Raw genomic sequence first — 17947 nt, forward strand, 5'->3', positions numbered from 1 at the left:
CTGAAGTGACTGGTTGCGTGTTCACGCCACCTAAAATTTTTTTACCATTACTCTTTCAGATAACTACGAATGCAGTCCAGCATGCTGGTGCTGCCTTTGCCGGAAGGTTGCAGGAAAGGCTTTTCCCCGCGCTCTTCTTTTATCGCGTAATAAGCAGAGTGTTTAGAACTTAGCCAGGCAAAGACAAATACATCCGCATCTTTAGCCAATGAACGCAGCATGGTTGAGCCACCTTTGTCGTTGTTGAGGCGAATATCAGCCTGAGGGTAATCGGCAAGTAGTTGTTGTTTCACGCGCTGCGCTACCGACTCGGTCAATGTATAAATGCCTACCACCTTGTGATTCAGTGTTGCTCCTGCACGTACCTCATCTGCTCTCTCTTCACCGCCCTCTGCGATCTGCGGAGGAACTTCACAGGCAAGGCCGCTCTCTTCGGCAAACTGAGCCAACAGGCTCCACTGCAGCTCACTATAGCGGGCTGGGTTACTGTAAAACATGCTGAGTACCAGATTGAATAATCGCTCCCTTGCAGGTTGGTCAGCAGTAGGGTGGATCAAGAACAGTTCCAGCATATCCAGCCAAGCGCTGGCGCTGGCCGTCCCGGAACTCTCGATTATCATCTGCAGGTTTTCTATCAGCTCGCGATAGTCATGCGCATTACTATCGCCCGCTAAATAGCCACGAGCCAAATCGCAGGCGGTGAAGATATCTTCGCGTGAGCTGTTGTCGTCCAGCGCCAGTTGTTGCAGCAACGCCAGCCGGACGGACTGCCATGAAGCACTGGTCTGATGGTTATCCAGCCACTCCAGCAGCACCGGAATGGCATCGCGCAGCACCATGCTGGCGCGGCTGTTGCTTTTATCCAGCAGCGAAATAAATGCCTCGGGCTGGAAAGCAGCGGCGGACCATTGGTGGCTGGCCTGTTCTACTGCCTCAATCGCGCCCGGCCACTGCGGGTTATTCAGCACTTCCTGCAGCCAGTCCTGCCAGTTATCCAGCCCAGCTGTATCCTGTTTTGTGGGTGTGGCAGGCAGCAGCAGCTGTAGCGCTGTGTAGTAACGCTGGAAGGTCGGTTTTGCCAGCAGCGGGTCACGCTCCTGTTGCGCCAGCCGTTGCAGGTAGCCGACGGCCTTCATTGCCGCTTCTGCGCTGCCCACTGCCCAAGCACATTTTAAAGCAATGGCTACACCGCGTGTGCTGACTGGCAGCAACAGCAGTTCTTCCAGCACGCTTTCAGGATATTCGTCGGCCCGAGCAATCAGATCGTCTGTGGTAGCTGCTGTTGTGACGGGCACTGTCACGGCGGGAAGGGCTGCGAGCAACTGGGTGACCCATAGGCGGTCATCATCCGTTGCTTCTTTCATGCCGGCAACCAGTTGCTGAGCCTGCTCCGTCAGCCGGGCCGGATCGCTCTGAGTGTCAGAAAGCAGCCACAGCAGGGTACTTTTAACCGCCGCCGGCGTGTTAATGCCCTGGATGACCTGAAACAGGCGCGGTACGCTCTTCGCCAGCGAATTGCTGAAGGCCAGGCGTTGTGCGGCAATGTCGTTATCCTGCTCATATTCAAGCAACAGCTGCTGATACAAGACCACCATAACTTCTTCGGCCAGTACCAGCGGATGCGGCACATCCAGTACCTGGCGCAGCTCGGTAGAGTCGAGCAGGCTTTTGGCATCTCCTTCCTGCGCCAGGCAACGCAGTTCGATAAATAGCTCGTTGATATGGCCGATGCCGCCTGCATCACGCAATTCCTGCAGGTAGAAACGCGTCTGCGGCACATCACGGCGGCGCAGAGCGGCGCGGATATCACGCAGAATACGGCCACGCGGGCGCAGAAGAGTGAGGTGGCGGCTCGGGCGGCTGGCGAGTTGCTGGCGCAGGCGCTCAATGCCGTTGAAAATCTCCGGGATCCTTGACTGCGAAAGCGAGCTGAATTTATACACGCTGTCGCCATAGTGGTCGATCAGCGCTTTTTCCACCGGGTCGCTCGGATCCAGCATCGTACGCTGGCGGTTAAAGTCGGACCACGAGGTGCCGACGTGCGCATCTATCAGCTCGCGCAGTTCCGCATAGTTCCGCTCCTCATTGGCCACTGCATACCAGGTGACTTTATCGTTGCTGCCCTTCACTACGCGAGGCAGGATCACCGGGAAGCGTCCGTTGCGAACATCGTCAAGCCAGGGGGTCAGCCGCCGTAAGGTTGACGCTTCCAGCAGGCCGCCCGTGATTTTTTCCCAGGAGATAATATTTTTTTCCCTATGGAAAAAGGTGCGCAGGAACTGCTCGCTGTCAGAGTTGTTCATTGCACACCTCCCTGTACCGGTTGGTAAAAGTCGTTAAACGCCAGCAACGCCTGTATGATGGCGGTTTTGTTTGTGGTCAGGTTGATCTGTTCGTCGTTGATCACGATCCCGCCGATCGTCAGGTTCATCGATCCGCTCAGGAAGAAATGTTCACCGAGGAACCCTTTGGTATGCAGCACCTCTTTCTGGCCGATGAACAGGTTATCCAGCATGCCGTAGTTGGCGACGCGTTCGGTTAACTGGCGGATAAAACGTGCGTTATGCTGGGTCTCGTTGGTCATCACCTTCAGCGTGCCGCCGTTGGCGACCGCGCGCGCCAGCAGTTCTGAGGTCTGTACCTGGCGCTGCCCCCAAGCAGGTTCGAGGTAGTCGAAACGGCCGGCACGGTTATCCAGCAAGTCGAGGTCGGTGATCCACGGCGAGACAATCCACAGCTCCGCGCTGGGCTGGGCGATCTCAGCTACCAGCAAGGAGCTGAGCACATCCATAACTTCACTCTGACGCGAGGTTCTGGATTTAAAGATACGACGGGTATTCATTGAATCGCCTCCGGAATTTCAATCATGGCGAAGGTGTCATTGTTGTGACGGCGCAAGGCGCTGACGCGCGGGTAGAAGAACAGCCCGTACATTTCCACCGGGATGACCAGGAGAGTGGAGATGGCCTCATTCAGCGCATCGCCCTGTTCGGCCAGCAACTCGCATTTGCCGTTATTCTCCAGATGCTGGTGGCACTGCTGCATCCAGTCTGGCTGACTGAGCACCACCTGAGCACAGCGGTGCTGTACCACGTGGGCCAGCAGCAGGCGCTCGGTCGGCCCGGCAAAGCTGTAAGGGTTGTACCAGGTCAGCCAACTATCACGGATGGTATGACCGCGTGGCCACAGCAGACCATTGCATGTATTGAAACGCCAGCTCTCCAGGTTGTGCTGCCCCTTGCTGGCCCGTCGCAGTTGCTGGTCGAGCGCGCTGGACTGGCTACGGGTAAAGGCATAGACGCGCTGCGGCAGTTCAATACCCAACCGCTGCTCCTGCCGTCGCCACTCCTGGTGCAGTTGCAGTAAAAAGGCGTCACTGCTGGCATCTGTCCCCGGCCGTAACAGGCGGGTGTTGATCGCCGACAGGAAGCTGTGATTGGTCATAAAGCCGCTGCGCTGTAGCTCGCCCAACAGGTTACGCTGCGCCTGGACCTGGCTGGCATGGTTACTGGCAAGGCGCATCTCGTTCATATGCGCGGGCAGAGATGATGCCGGGCTTGCCAGGTTTTGCAGTAGGTGCCAGACGTTATTGTCCATCGTTTCGTAGTCGCCGGGGCTGAGGTTGAAGTTCAGCAGTTCGAAGAATCGGCGCGGATCTTCACGGTAAATCTGCTGGATCTTCTCGATAATACCGCCGCCGCCGACGGTGGTTTCAGACAGCCAGATCTCGCGCTGATCTGGCGCCAGCAGTATAGTGCGCACCGGCCCACTGTTGAGGTCGAGGATTAGGTCGTTATCGTCAGCGTCCGGACACAACTGCATGGCGGTTTGCAGCAGCGCCGCGCCCAGCGTGTTGGTGAAGTTGAGGGTGAGCCACTCCAGCCAACTGTTCTCCAGCGGTTGCCACAGCAATTCCACCCAGTCGGCAATTTTTGCCATCACAGGGGCCTGGGACAGCAGTTCACGCAGACTTTGCTGTAGATCCTGCTCGACCTCTACGCCGGTCTGCGCATCATACAGCGTCTGGAAGATGCGTGCCGGAACGTCAAGCAGGGCAATCCCCGCACTGTTGTGTTGCAGTGCGCGAAACGCTTGCTCCAGCGTGCAATTTTTCAATACAGCTTCGCTGCCGATGCCTGCCAGAACGGTTTCTGCCAGCCAGTCGCCGAGGAAAGGATTAACGCTGATGGCCTCGTCGTGGCTGACTTCATACAGGAAGCGCGCCGTGCGCAGTCCGGCCATCAGTTCACGGTTGTTGCTGATGCTGGCGAGGTCAAAATTGGGTAGCCGACACTGGAATTTTACCGCATCCACCCACAACGAGAAGCCAAACGCAGCGGGTTCGCCCTGGTGTTCAAATTTGAAATCAATCTGTAGGTCTTCGCGCTGGTCGCTGAATTTGATATTGGCGCGTGAGCCGGTGGCGAAGCGCACGGCTTCGATCGGGCAGTGCTGCTGATGGGTGTAAAATTCAACCTGCTGGAAAATGTTCTGCCAGACGTTATTAGATGGTACGTCCGCCGGGATGCCGCTCTGAGGAGGACGGATCTCTGTGTGCCAGGTTAGAAACGCGTTTGAGGTTTCACTCAGTTTAAAGTCATCCGGCGGCGTGCTGGCCGTCACTTCCCAGGCGCGGAAGCAGGGGATAGTCTGCATGCCGCCGCGTATGGTGATATAGCCATCCGGCATGGGTTCGCGTTTATCTGGCGGGCAGTAGTCGTCAATAGGGAAGGGATGCGCGCCGTCTTTCAGATCGAGGTTTTCCGGCACAACCCAGTGGCGTTCGCGAATGTTTTTGAAGGCAAAGCGCTTGCTGATGCGGCCCGGGGCGAAATCTTTCATCCCCTGCAAAATCGGCATGCTGTGCGCTTCAGGCCCCTGACCGGCTTCATCCGGCAGGTTAACCCGCAACTCCGGTAGGCAGAGGTCGTTAAACAACGCGGACGGAATAAAGTCCGGCATCGGCGTGCTTTTGCGGCAGTTATCGGTCTGCTCAACACCAAGGCGGGACCAGTTGGATCGCAGCCTTCTCAGTACCGTAGGCAGGAACACGGTCATAATCGCGCGCGGTGGTTGCCACAATAAGGACTGCAGCAAGTCATTGTCCTTAATCCCCAGCGCTTCCGCCAGCCATGCGTTAAATGTCTGCTGGGTTTTCTGGGTGTTCAGCAGGTCTTCAATCAGCTCGGCCAGCTTTGACTGAGCTCCAGAGGGCTTACCTTTGTCCTGCGGGACTGACAGATCATCCCAGATACCGCGATTCCAATGATTAAGATACTCGTTGCGGCTAGAGAGCCAATCCATAGTGGCAAAGGCCGCCTGCATACGCAGTACGTAGCTGTTGCCGACCGGCAACTGGCGCGCCTTTAGTACCGGCTCAAACAGGTTTTCGTAGCACTGAAATGCCATGCGGTCGCGACCATAGTCGGACAGCACCACTACGGTCCACGGGCGCATAGCGCGCTGACGCCCGGCGCGCCCTTTTCGCTGCAGGAACTGGGCATTATCGCGTGGCGCTTTGTGTTGGATAACGGCACCGACGCTCGGGTCGTTGAAGCCGACCTCCAGTGACGCAGTAGCAACAATCATGTCCGCAGCGTGGTCAACGCCGGCATCCTGCGAAGAGGTGCGCTTAACATTGCTTCGGTCAGCTGAGTCTAGGGTATGGCCGATCATTTTGGCCAGCGGCCACTGCTGACCAAAGGTAAATTTTTCGTCATTCGGCGCATCACCGCGCAGCATCGCTAGCGGTTCTTTATTAGCATTGATATTGCCGTTTGAGTAACGGCCTTCGGCATCCAGCAGTTGGAAGTAGAGGCGGTTAATGACGTCCATATCATCGGTAAAAACAAAGCTCCGTGTGCCGTACATGCCGTTGCTGACCGGCGCTGCTGCGTTGTCGAGCATACGTCTGGTGAGCATGGAGGCCTGAATGGTGGTGGATAGCAGGCTAGAGCGGGAAGCCGGGTCGCCGCGTAGCGCCAGCATATACTCCGCGCCTTCCGTCTCCATATCGTCCTCAGTCGGGCTGACTTCCGCCACAAGGCGCTCTTCCAGCCCGGTTAGCGAAGCCATAAAGCGCGTCGCTTGCTCCAGGGTTGCGGACAGCCCAACAAAGTGCGGTGTTGCGCCGGACAGATGCCGCCAGCGGCGGATCAGCATACCGTTCTGTGCACCGCTGACGCCGGAATAGGTGTGTACTTCATCAAGCAGCATCATCGACGGCGGGACGACATTTTTGCCTATGCCAAACAGTGATGCCAGAAATGGGTTGCCCATATTTTTATTCAGCATCTCGGTGCTGGTGAACAGAATGTCAGGCAGTTCGACCCTCATGCGCTTACGCGTCAGGATCACTTCGTCAGGCTCGATGGTCTGGCTACAGTTGTCGCAGTGCAGGCGCTCAATGCTGTTTTCAAAATCGGCGGTGCGCCAGACCATTTTGCCGCGGCAGTTCTCTGTCGGGCAGGGAATATACTGGCAGGCCATGCCGTCGCGATGCCGGCTCCAGGCATTTTTCATGTAGTCGCGATAAATCGCGTCTTTATTCAGCGGCACCATGCCGAATAGCGCGGCGATCCGCACCTTGCGCGCACCTTTCTCTGCCAGTTCATTGTTCAGTTTGCGCGTCTGCCGCAGCGTTTCGATAAACTGGTCCTTCAGCAGTTCGTTGCGCGGGTAGATAGCCAGCGCCTTAACCGCATCTTTTCTTTTGGCGACCAGTTCGCTACCGATAAAGGTCAACGCAGGCAGATAGAACGCCAGCGTTTTACCGGTCCCGGTCCCGGCGCACACAATGGTGGCGGTTGAACGGTGCTGGCTCTGCTGCACGCCGCGCAGCACGTTTATACAGGCATCCTGCTGAAAGCGCGCCAGGTTGTACATTCCGCTCGAGTGGCTGATCAGTGCCGACAGTAGCTGGCGGTGGGTAGGGGTAAAACCGGCTGTTTCATCAAGCTGCTGCAGAACCTCAGCGGCCTGCAGGTTGCGTAGCGGGTATTTGCGCTGTCGGCGCAGAAAGCGATAGTCGGATACCAGTGTCGGCGCGGTACGCCAGTTATCACCCCGGCCATGCTTGGGAAACATCTGGCGCAACTGGCTGTAAAGCCGCACTGACTCCGCCATGCGGGTACGGAACACCGAGACGCCATTCTGCTGGTGGCGCAGCAGCAATCCGCGATCGAGCATAACTTTCGCTACGCCGAAACTGGTTAGGCCGCTGGCGTCGGGCGGTTGGTTCTGTAGCACCTGAGTGATAATATTTCTGAGCTCGATCTGAGTGAAGAAACCCTGGGTGTTACCCCAAGTGAGCAGTACCGACTCCTGAGACTCCAGCTCATCGAGTGCGGCGCGAATAATCTGTTCCATTTAACGATGGTTCCTCACAGGCGTTTAATGCGATAGCGCGTCGGGTCGTCTTCATTAGCCAGCCACGTGCGCACTTTTTCCGTCAGCATATCGAGCGTGGCACCTTGCCCGGCTACTGCTTTTAGGAAGAGATTGACATCTTCCGGCACCTCCAGGCTGAGCGCGTCGCGCTGGTGGCAGAGTTGCTCATGCAGATCGATTATCGCCTCAACTTCGTCAGCAGTTTTTGGCAGCCCACGGCTACTGTTGGTGAACTGAGCGACCAGGTCAATGTAGTACTGTTGTACTTTTCGTTGTCCTTCCTGATGAGCAAGGTTACTGAAAAGTCTCTGGTCCACTTCCCACTGAGCTTTTAACGTACAGATGTATTCACGCCACGCGGTGCTGGTATGTTCATTGAGAGCACTGGCTAAGCGCTCAATTTCCAGAACCAGCAGGGTAAACTCTTGTGCTTGAGCAACATCGTATGTATGCGCCTCGTACTGCTGAAGAAAGGCCGTCAGCAGGGCCTGCGGATGCCCGAATGTTTTGCGATCAAACAGGCCCACAATAGGCTCACCGCTCACACTATCGTAGACCTGTCGCAGCAGCAGATAGCTAGTGAGGATCTGCGCCAGCTTTTTCGCCGGGGTATCGATTTTTCGCGCAACCAGCAGCAGGCTGTCGCGTATCTCCTGTGCTTTTTCCAACTGCTGATGGCGCTCAAGGCGCGCTTTAAATTCGCCGCTGCGCCGCGCAAAAACGTTGATCTCTTCCGACGTGTTGGCGGTTACGGCTTCACTGTTACTTACTTCACTCATGCTAAGTTCTTCTCCAACTGCGTTAGCTGCTCAGTCAGCTTTGTCAGGGTTTCCGCGATCTCATTTTCGGCACCCTCAATCTGGTCGCCGCCCTCATCACGGTGACGCTGCTGCAGATGGCTGCCAGTAGCATCTTCGAACTTGCTCCAGGCTTCCAGCAGTTGCCTAAATACCTCATATTGTTTGCCGTTGACGGCGAGGATTTCTCTCATCATCACCAAAGGGTTATCGGCTGGAAGCGTCAGTTTCTCCAGCTGTCTGATCAGGCTTTTCAACTCCGGATCTTTCCAACCCTTCAACAGCTTCAGCAGAACCGGCACCGTTTCACCCACCGGGCGAGCGGCGTCAGCGCTGTTCGCCAGCTCGATGATCTCCTTCATAGTGTCGCAGAGATTCACCTCTGCCAGACTGGCGCTGTTGCCGTCGCTCAGGCGTTCAGTGATGCCCTCCTGAGTCTTCAGCAGCAGGTTACGGTAGCCAGCCAGTTTGTTTTTGACTTCGTGGATCTTGCCCGGCTGTTTCCCGGCGACTATTTGCTGACTCTTGGCCGCTTCCACCAGCATTAATCCGTTGATGGCATAGGGTTGGGCACCCGACTTTTTCGCCGCAGTGAGCGCGATTAAACGCTCGCGTAGGTTCCGGTGTTCATCGATCACGTTAGCACGCGCCTGGGTTAAGAAGTCGTCCAGCAGCGGATGGCTTTTGTCCGTAAGTTTTGGTTCTGTTAACAGAGCCTGCACTAGAATAGTCGAGACTGGAGACGACAAGCCATCCTGCCCGAGGAATGCACCACTCAACTGCAGGTCTTTGACAATACTTGAAAGCTCCTCGCGTTCTTCCTGCAACACCTTGAGTTTTACTTCTGTTTCAATACGGTCAACAAAGTTATGGAAGGCGGCGTAGTCGATCTCACTGCCGTCGAAATCCCAGTTCTGGTAGAGGTTGAAGCGCGCCATCGCCAGGCAGGCGCTGTACAGCTCCGGAGTATCTTCAAGCGTCACCAGCGGACGCGACTGATTCCCCACCAGCACGCGGGGTAAGTGGAGTCTTCCCTGAGTTTTTGCTGAGCTGGCCGAGAGCGGGGTCTGGATCAGCTCGATTGACCAGTCAATACGCGCAATCAACGCTTCAAGAAGCCATTTACGGATATCACGCGCTCTTACTTGATCGAGCGCGTTGCCCTGGTTCCATTTTTCCAGCACGGCTTTCCATTCCTGAATGGCTCGGGGTTCACCGGGTAGTGGTGGTGGTGGTGGCGATGGTTTATCGCCCTCATGTGGTGGTGGTGGTGGTGGTGGTGGTGGAATATCACCCAGGAGTTCAGCCGCCTGCGGTAGGCCAAATTCTTCACAGATGGCGGGTGTCAGATCAGCTAGGTGTGCACTGTTACCGCCCCAAATAGCCAGCAATGAATTGACCCGATCCGGTTGGCTGACACCGGACAGGCGCACTCGCTGCTGAAGTTCTTGGCCGCAAATAATTCCTTCATATCCTGACGGTGGGAATTGCCCATCAAGATAGCTCTGGCGATAGTTTTTCAGCGGTTCGCGCAGGATAGCGTTCAATATATTGCGCGGGACAAAAACCAACCCGTGTTCTTTATCCTGACAGTGGCGTTCAACCAACTGTCCGATAGCTGCCGGGTTAAACGGAAACAGCGGGTGGCCGTAACTGCTGCAACCGAAACTGGCCAGCACAGGCGCAGCAGACTCATTTTCCAGTACTTCCTGATCCTGCCATACCGGGATATCCCGATAGCGCTGCCCGTCCTGCTGGTGGTGATAATTTTCCAGCGCAACAGCACCGTGACGGGCGGCATTAAGATAGCGACCGCAGAAATCGACAACCCGTTCTTTCAGTACGGTATCGCTTTCGCTGGCATATTGCTGCTGGATCACCCACTCATAGCGGGCACGGGTGCCCAGCGTATTGCGGTGGCGCTTAAAGCTGTCGTGGCCCTCGGTCACTGCAATAATCGAATTCAGGGTACACAACACCTTTTTGCCTTCGTACTCCTCTTCTTCCAGCAGGCAATCGATCAGCACATCCTCAATCGCCGAGGTGGCGGCTAGATCTTCCACCAGCAGGATCAGGCTTCGGCCTTCTGCCAGCAACTGGCTGCGGATCATGCGCATCAGCTCCTGGAAACTGGCCCGATTAAAGCTGAACAGTTCGCCGAAGGTGTCTCCCAATGCCTGGGGAATCACCTCGTTGACAACCCGAGCGGCTGCTTGTTTTTTTGCATCACTGGTAAGCAACTGCTGATTGACCAGATAGGGCAGCACTGCCGGTGAAACCTGCCTGAGGTTCAGGCCGCTAAAGGTGAAGTCCTCTGCAGACATTTCATAGCGCAGGTTGGCAATACTGTCGTCGTCAGCACCCTGGCAGAAACGCAGCGCGATATTGTTCAGGCAAGCACCAGGGGCGGTGAAATATTGGGTCATCACGCTGTCAAAAAACAGCGCGGGCAGTCGGGTTGATGCTGCGTGTTGCTGGATATCTTTCAGCTGCTGTTTTCTGCTTTCGTCTAGCTGGATTTTTCCCATCTGCGCCTGCTGAAGCTCTTCCGGGACTGCAGCGCATGCAGCGTTCAGCGCCTGACGCAGTTTGAGGGCAATATGTTCAGCAACGTTTTCAGGGATAAGTTGTTGCCCGACCCCGTTAACCTTCTCGCGGATCCTCTGGTACTCGTCCCCCTCAAGACCTTTAAGAATGGTGGTGAGTACGCGCGGCAGCGACGCATTTTTCGGGATGCGAATGATGTGGTATTTCGCGCGATCTTCACGGCGTTTGAGCTGTGCATGGACCCAGCGCACCAGGTGGGATTTTCCCACGCCGGAGGCACCAATCAACGGCAGCGGGCGATTGTGCTCCAGCAGAAACTCCAGCAGCGCCCCTTCGCCCACCTGTTTGACCTTACCACTGTGAAATTCGGAGCGGTCGAGGCGCATCGGTTCATGTACCGCCAATAGTTGACTGTCGGCCAGCGACTCGGCTTCGGTCAGGATGCAGGCGGTAACATTCTCTGCGCGTGGCCAGTAGCTCTGTAGTTGTGACATTAGTGGGCTCCTGTACGTGTCAAGGTGAGGTGGGTCACGGTACGCAGCACGCTGCCTTTTCTTCCAGTCAACTGCATCGCGCCGCTGGCGTCAGACTCCGCCTTCATATTGATTATCCCGGAGAGCTGAAGACGCAGCAGTGCACGCGACAGCGATGTCGAAATTCGGTTAGCACTGAGCGGTTGCCAGCCATCCAGACTGATACGGCCCTCGACCTGCTGGCGGTAACTACCTCCATCTAGCACCGGCAGTGCTTGATTCAGGCGTTGCAGCACTTCGCTAATGGACAGTTGCTCACCGGGTTGCATCAGGAATGTTAGCTCTTCACGGATTGCGTCGGTGGGATCGACAGCGTAGCGGTCGCGGGTCAATTGCTGAGCAAACCCCAGCCAACTGAGATAGCCGGGAACGACAGCAACCTCATTACTGTTGATACGAAAGTCAGGCATGAACGAGCTCACTAGCACTTCAAGGTTGCTCGAGCTGATTTCGGCGTTCTGATAGACATCCAGCGCCAGCAGCAATGCAGCCAGAAGGGTGAGATCGACGGCACGTTCATCTCGTGAGTTTAAGTCGCGGTTGTTCACCACGGCCTGTAGGCAACGGCGAGCAGCTTGGCGCAAAGGCATGTTTTTTGTGCTGAAATAGTTCGTATTGAGACAAATTTCAGTCGCGCCATTTGCCGATTCTTCCTTTAGCAATCCCAAGTCAAGCCACGCACTTAGTTCTTTTGGCGCTTTCCCGCTCGCATTTTCTGAATCGCCGGTTTGCAACGTTGCCGGTGCGCAGAGCGCCATCAATTTTTCACGCGGCAACGTGTTTTTCGGGCTGGCTTTCAGCACCTGATAAAATGCGGCCAGCACGGCATACTGACTGCCTCCGTGGGCGTTATTGATAATCGACACAGTCTAGTTTCCTTTGAAGTTGTTCGAGGGTGATCCAGTTGTGATTATCGAGGTGAACGTAGTGCGCCCCGCCGGGGTGGTAGGGATCAGGCATATCATGGGGGATCAGCGTCAGTTGCAGCGGGGCCAGGTTGAACGGCGGGAGATAGCCGTTACGGCACGCCTCTGCCGCAGGAAGCACCAGTTCCGCCAGTTCACCCATGGCATCGTTATCCGCTACCGATTCGCAGCTTGCCGGCAACTCGTCACTCAGCAGGATAAGGCGTTCACCAGGTGGAATAGCGGAGAACACACTGTGCAGCAACTCACTTCCCGCCCGGACGCGCTGGACAATCCCGGCTCGATGCAACCGCACCAGCAGCGTCGCGACGCGCTGATACCAGCCGTCACGTTCCCAGTCATCGTCGATCACCGGTGAGTAGGTAATAAAGCAACTGGCGTGCGGCAGGCCACTCAGCGCCTGCCAGCGGCTCAACGCATACTGCGCCGCCGATACTGTCGGGTTGAGCAATAGCGGCGACGGGATCAAATAGCCGCTGTTAAACATCTGACGATCGCGGCAGGCAGGACAGCCGCTACAAGCATGACCCGGGATAAATTCGGTCAGGGAGTAGAGATCCACCAGCGTCTCGCACAGTGGTCTTAGCAATGGCGCTTGCAGCCAGTTGATTAGCGAATTATGGTTATCCGTTGCCGCTTCCAGCGTCTCTTCACGGGAGGGGATAATGCACGTTTTCCACAGTTCTTCTTCAGTGTGGTTACTGACCCGGATGCGTACCACCAGTGAGTTCTCGTTCTGTCGGATGATTTGCTCTTTTGCCGCTTCGTAGCTTCTGACATTGACAAACGTACTTTTGTCCGGCGGGCTTTGCAGGTCGGTATCTAGTTCCAGCACGCCTGCTCGCACCATCATGAGTACGGTACGTAGATTCCAAAATTTATTTTTTTTGCTGCGGAAATTAAGGCCGTCGCGGATCCTCTCTATATCAATACGATACAGATTGTCGCCCACAGGTTCGGCCCTGCTCCATAGCTTTTTCCAGCGTTCCAGCCCCAGCTCAAGACCAATCAGCTTTTGTGAGGACAGATATTTTGCCTGGCTGACGTCCTGAAGACTGTAAATTAGCATTGAGGTACAGGCATAGCCATCGCGTCCGCCACGCCCCGTTTCCTGGTAAAAGCGGTCCATGTTTTCCGGCACGGTGGCGTGGATCACTGTACGCACGTCGTTTTTATCCATGCCTACGCCGAATGCCGAGGTGGCAATCATGATATCCAGCTGATTTTTATTCCATTTCCCCAGCAGACTCTGGCGTACATCATCCGGTGTATCACCGGTAAATGTTGCAAAACGCTGATACCCCTGCAAACTCAGTAGCTGCGCCCACTCTTCTGCTTCTTTCGGTTGCGTCACATAGAGGATCAGCGGGCGCGGCGCATGCGCCAGTGACTGCAGCACTTTATCCAGTTTGTCGCCGAGGTCTACCGCCTGGTAACACCAGTAAGATGGTTCCGGGCGAAGATGGCTGGCGTGGACCTCCGTCATCTGCTGGTCGAAAGTATCGCGCAGGGTTTTGCGGCTGGCTTCGGTGATGGTGGCGCTCATTAAAAGCGTGGAGCACGGAGGGTGATGCGCTGCACGGCTGATGCGTTTCAAACCACGGATTAACCCGCCGAGTTGCTGGAAGTGTGGACGAAAGCCGTTACCCCAACTGGCGACAATATGCGCTTCATCAACGATGACATGGCGCAGGCCACCCTGTTTCGCGGCTTCAAACAATGCGAACTGCAGTGAACTACAGGTCGCTTCAGGAGAGGTAACAATCAGCCGCTGCTCACCTGCGCGGACACGCGCGTACGTATCGTATTTATCCTGTGCCGGTAAGCCGCTATACCAGGCGGTGACCGATTCTGTTTTATTCCCTGCTTCAGTCAGCAACTCCCCGAAACGGCTAGCCAGTTCCATCACCAACGCAGTAGTTGGAGCAATCAGCAGGCATAGCGCTCCTTGCGGTGGAGCCATCAGCGTCAGCACCTGCGCCACCAGCGTCTTCCCAGTGCCGGTGGGCAGATTCACCAGCAGCGTACTGCCTGGCGGAGCGAACAGGGCCCGGCGTACCGCATCGCGCTGGCCCGGTGCCTGGTAGTGATCAAACTTCAACACCGGGCGCAGGATATGGTCCATCGGCACTCGCGTGTCCTGGCGGCATGGGTGGTGCTGGTCGCTGGCGAGAAAAGGCGTGCTGTTCCCCTGCTCCAACCACTGCGGGCACCAGGCAGGACCAGCTTTGAGCAAGAAGGTGTGACCCAGTCGCTGACATTGAACACTGCTGGCTTCCCACTCCTCCTGCCCTGGCCAACCGGGGTGACTGTCATCCGGAACGTTCAGTTCGTTATCGCTGTGGTGGGCATATTTTTCTCGGTATAGCCAGTCACGAATCAACGCCCGGCGATCGAGTCGCCCTGCGGATGTTTCGGGCAGCAGACACTCTCTCAGCGCTGAGCAAACCCCTAAGTGATCAATCAGTTGTGCCAGCTTCATCCGATTTGTGGGTCCTCGTGAAGTAGGGCTTCTGACGCGATAATTAACGCGCGCGTCGCCAGGCAGGTCATCTTCAACTGTGCAATGCCCTGGCGCAGTATCTGCCCGGTCTCCTGCTGGTCAGCGTGGTGCAGCCCGGCGCTGCTCAGATAATGTTCCAGACGGCTTAAGCTGAGAGCCTGTTGCGTGGCGAATTGTTCCACCGCCAGTCGTTGGGCAATGCTGTAGCTATCGTTACACCAGTTGCGCCACTCTTTGGCGCTTAAACAGTGGGCAATCTGCGCCCAGCGCTGTTCATTCAGGTTAAGGTGGCGTCCGCCGCGCTTCAGCGGGGAATAGGGCTCATTCAATATAGTCATCACGTCTGCATCGGTGATCAGCTCGCCGGCTTGGTTCAGCCAAAAGGTAATGGTTTCCGGCGGCATCAGATGGTCGGCCAGACGCTGCTGCGTCGGGGTGTTGACGTTGGCTTCAATCAGGAAATCGTAGCGGAAAAATATTTTTTGCTCATCGCCCATGCCGGGTGTGATGCGCAGAACTGCGCTGGCAATGCCGCGCTCTTCAAAATCCAGCAGTCGCAGGATAGCATCATGGAAAGGTTCGCCAAGGCGCGCCGGGCGGATTTTGCCCTGGGTGGTATCTGCGCGGTTGTAGCTCAGTGGCCAGGTCATAGGCGAACTTCCGCCAGGTTTGTTTAGATCAAAGCCTAGCAGGCAGTGTTTTTGTAAGCGCTGCGGGCTGACTAAGGTGCCCGTCGCCCAGTCCCCCGGGTTGAAGCGGTAGCGGAAAGCCGCCGGGATTTCTTCATCTGGGATAAAATCGAAGCGCAACACTTTACCCATCAGATTACGAGCGCAGCGGCGGAATTCCTCTTCATGCTCATCGATCTCCGCCAGTGCATCGGCGTACTCTCTGGCTTCGATGATATCGCCATCGATTTGCAGCAGGACTTCCTGCATTTCGATTCGCTGTTTTTCTAATGCCAGGCGGCCATTTTCACCAGCCAAACGCGCGCTGAGTTGCATCATACTCTCTTCACCCAGCGGGTAAAGATGGGCGCTAAGCCACTGTAACTCCTCATCAACCAGGTATTGCAGGCTGGCAATCGACTCCTCAAAGACGTCGAAAACCTCGTTAAGGATGATAAGCCACTGGTTTTGCAGATCGTCAGCCTCACTAACCAGCGCCATGCTGAGGATGGTGGTCGCATTCTCATTCGCGCAGTAACGGTTTAGTCGTCCAAGGCGCTGTTCCATACGGTTAGGCGACAGTAACAGGTCGTAATGCAGTGCAATTTTGCGCCCACCATGCAGATTAACCCCTTCTTCAGCCTGGCGATCGCACACTAGGATCTGGCATTTACGTTCCTTACCAAAACGCACTTCTTTATCGGGGTTATGGCGCTGTATTTTGCCAATGAATGGCATCATCAGGTCGGTAAATACCTGGTCGGCTACCCATGGCTGGTCACAGAACACCACAATATATGGGATCTCTCTGGCGTTACTACCCAGAAGTGTTTCCAATACTTCAGTTAAGCGCTGACGCTTGCTATCACGCTCCATTTTACAGCGGTCTATCAGCTCAAGCAGGATATCCTTCTCGCCATCAAACAGCGGATGCTGCAACAGCGCAAGCTGTGATTCGCTGTAGAGGAAGCCCTGCGCGGCAGTTAGCGTCTGTTGCTGTAAGCGACAAGTTGCGAGCCGAGCCAGCAGTTCTGGCGTAGCGATAGCGGCTTCAAACAGTAACTGATAAATTGCAGCCAGCGTCGGGTCCTGTGGATGCATCATTACTGCCGATTCGCGCCAGGCGATCATCATGTCGTTGCTAGATTTCGCCGTGGTGTATTTTTTTAGCGACAGGCCGGACAAACCAGGCATCAGGACGCTGATACCGCGGTTGCTGCGGCGGTTGCGCAGCAGGCGATGATGCAGACGGTAACGGTTACCGATGTAATGGCGGATTTTATTGATCAGCAGGTCGCGCGTCTCAGTCCGCAGCGGTTGCATCATGTCTAAATGGGGAAGCAATTGTGTAGCCATCCCATTCAGTATCTCATCCTCAGGAAATAGTCTGATCAACGCTTCCAGATTCTCTTCCAGCGTCATGTTATCGTTATCACAGTTAAACGCGTAGAACAGTGCACCTATCTCTTCGCGTTGCTGGATACGCTGCTGAAATTTCTGCAAGCCAGTGTCAGTCAGCGGGTAATTTTTAGCATCCAGCAGATGCAACATGGCGAGGAAGTTCTTTTCATTGCCGGTTATGGGTGTCGCCGATAGCAGCAATAGTTTTTCGCTTTGCTGCGCCATGTGGTTCACGCTGGCATACTGCTGCTCATGCTCTGCGTCCCATGCCCAGGCACCGACCTGATGTGCTTCGTCAATCACCAACATATCGGGGCGAAACGGCAGGGGGTTCTCCGCGCAAAAGGCAGCCATATCAATAATATGGATCGACTCATTCAGCAGTTCCTCCAGGTGAAAACGTGCGGAAAGTTCCTGCTGCCACTGGCGGTGTAGAACCCTGGGCGCCACGATCACCACGCAGTGGGTGAACTGATTTTCCATGACGTGTTGGCGCACGATCAGCCCGGCTTCGATGGTTTTTCCGAGGCCGACTTCATCCGCCAGCAGATAGCGCTGGATGGGATCAGATAACACCCGACGTGCGACGGCCAACTGGTATGGTTCAAGTTCAATACTGGACGACAGCGCAGAGGTGATCCCGGCGCAGGCGTTGCGCTGTTTCAGCATCTGATGCTGATAAGCCAGGCGGGCATCCTGCCAGAAGGGAGTATAGGTAATGCGCTCGGCCAGAAGGGCGGCGGCATCGCTGATGGGACGATCCCACCGAACAAAGATGTCATTTAAGCTGATGTCTTCCTGCTGCTTATTAGGAAAATGCAGGCGCACACCGCCCGGAACAGCACCAATAACACGCGCAATCTGCCAGTGGGCAAGTTCGTAGTCGTAACGATATACCAAACTTTCCGCATAAAGTTCGGCTTTTTTAAGATATTTTATTTCGACAGTTTGCTCTATACCTTGATAATTTACTGGAGAGTCAAAATACTGAATAAGCGCATCATCATGATTAATGCGAATGAGTCTGCCAATTCCATAAGACGAGTAAACGAGATCGCCTGCTTCAAGGGGCATATATCCATCCATAAGTTTAGCTATTCGTAACGGAATTTTTTAACTTATTGAAATTATTTATTTATTTTTAAGGAAGTGAAAAATATAACGCTATTAACTATAAGGATAA

General features: G+C 55.4%; 8 protein-coding genes. All 8 read right to left on the reverse strand.

The window, feature by feature from the left end:
- Positions 1-47: 47 nt before the first annotated feature.
- From dpdD to dpdE, 8 genes are read right to left on the reverse strand one after another with little or no spacing between them, the layout of a single operon-like run.
- A complete protein-coding gene (gene dpdD / locus ACL2XF_RS18685; RefSeq protein WP_413727329.1) occupies positions 48-2303 on the reverse strand; it encodes a protein DpdD in 2256 nt (751 codons plus the stop codon).
- A complete protein-coding gene (gene dpdK / locus ACL2XF_RS18690; RefSeq protein ID WP_413727330.1) occupies positions 2300-2842 on the reverse strand; it encodes a phospholipase D-like domain-containing protein DpdK in 543 nt (180 codons plus the stop codon). The genes dpdD and dpdK overlap by 4 nt, the downstream gene beginning before the upstream one ends.
- Positions 2839-7368 carry a protein DpdJ gene (gene dpdJ / locus ACL2XF_RS18695; protein ID WP_413727332.1) on the reverse strand — a complete coding sequence of 1510 codons (4530 nt, stop codon included), beginning with the start codon at positions 7366-7368 and terminating at the stop codon, positions 2839-2841. Before dpdJ ends, dpdK begins: the two co-directional genes overlap by 4 nt.
- Before the next feature lie 14 nt (positions 7369-7382).
- Positions 7383-8168, reverse strand: a complete 786-nt coding sequence (locus ACL2XF_RS18700) for a hypothetical protein (RefSeq protein ID WP_413727333.1) — start codon at positions 8166-8168, stop codon at positions 7383-7385.
- The gene (dpdH, locus tag ACL2XF_RS18705; RefSeq protein ID WP_413727334.1) at positions 8165-11227 is read right to left on the reverse strand and encodes a protein DpdH; all 3063 of its coding nucleotides are present in this window, start codon (positions 11225-11227) and stop codon (positions 8165-8167) included. The genes ACL2XF_RS18700 and dpdH overlap by 4 nt, the downstream gene beginning before the upstream one ends.
- The gene (gene dpdG / locus ACL2XF_RS18710; protein ID WP_413727335.1) at positions 11227-12132 is read right to left on the reverse strand and encodes a protein DpdG; all 906 of its coding nucleotides are present in this window, start codon (positions 12130-12132) and stop codon (positions 11227-11229) included. Before dpdG ends, dpdH begins: the two co-directional genes overlap by 1 nt.
- Positions 12116-14674, reverse strand: a complete 2559-nt coding sequence (gene dpdF, locus ACL2XF_RS18715; protein ID WP_413727336.1) for a protein DpdF — start codon at positions 14672-14674, stop codon at positions 12116-12118. Before dpdF ends, dpdG begins: the two co-directional genes overlap by 17 nt.
- Positions 14671-17838 (reverse strand): protein DpdE, encoded by a 3168-nt coding sequence (gene dpdE / locus ACL2XF_RS18720; RefSeq protein WP_413727337.1) that lies wholly within the window; start codon positions 17836-17838, stop codon positions 14671-14673. The genes dpdF and dpdE overlap by 4 nt, the downstream gene beginning before the upstream one ends.
- Positions 17839-17947: the final 109 nt, after the last annotated feature.

This window comes from Sodalis sp. RH19 (assembly GCF_047324215.1).
Classification (GTDB): Bacteria; Pseudomonadota; Gammaproteobacteria; order Enterobacterales; family Enterobacteriaceae; genus Acerihabitans.

What these genes read in the sequence shown, in the direction of transcription:
- dpdK (WP_413727330.1), bottom strand. Translation starts at nt 2,842, where the DNA reads ATGAATACCCGTCGTATCTTTAAATCCAGAACCTCGCGTCAGAGTGAA.
- dpdF (WP_413727336.1), bottom strand. Translation starts at nt 14,674, where the DNA reads ATGAAGCTGGCACAACTGATTGATCACTTAGGGGTTTGCTCAGCGCTG.
- ACL2XF_RS18700 (WP_413727333.1), bottom strand. Translation starts at nt 8,168, where the DNA reads ATGAGTGAAGTAAGTAACAGTGAAGCCGTAACCGCCAACACGTCGGAA.
- dpdH (WP_413727334.1), bottom strand. Translation starts at nt 11,227, where the DNA reads ATGTCACAACTACAGAGCTACTGGCCACGCGCAGAGAATGTTACCGCC.
- dpdE (WP_413727337.1), bottom strand. Translation starts at nt 17,838, where the DNA reads ATGCCCCTTGAAGCAGGCGATCTCGTTTACTCGTCTTATGGAATTGGC.
- dpdD (WP_413727329.1), bottom strand. Translation starts at nt 2,303, where the DNA reads ATGAACAACTCTGACAGCGAGCAGTTCCTGCGCACCTTTTTCCATAGG.
- dpdJ (WP_413727332.1), bottom strand. Translation starts at nt 7,368, where the DNA reads ATGGAACAGATTATTCGCGCCGCACTCGATGAGCTGGAGTCTCAGGAG.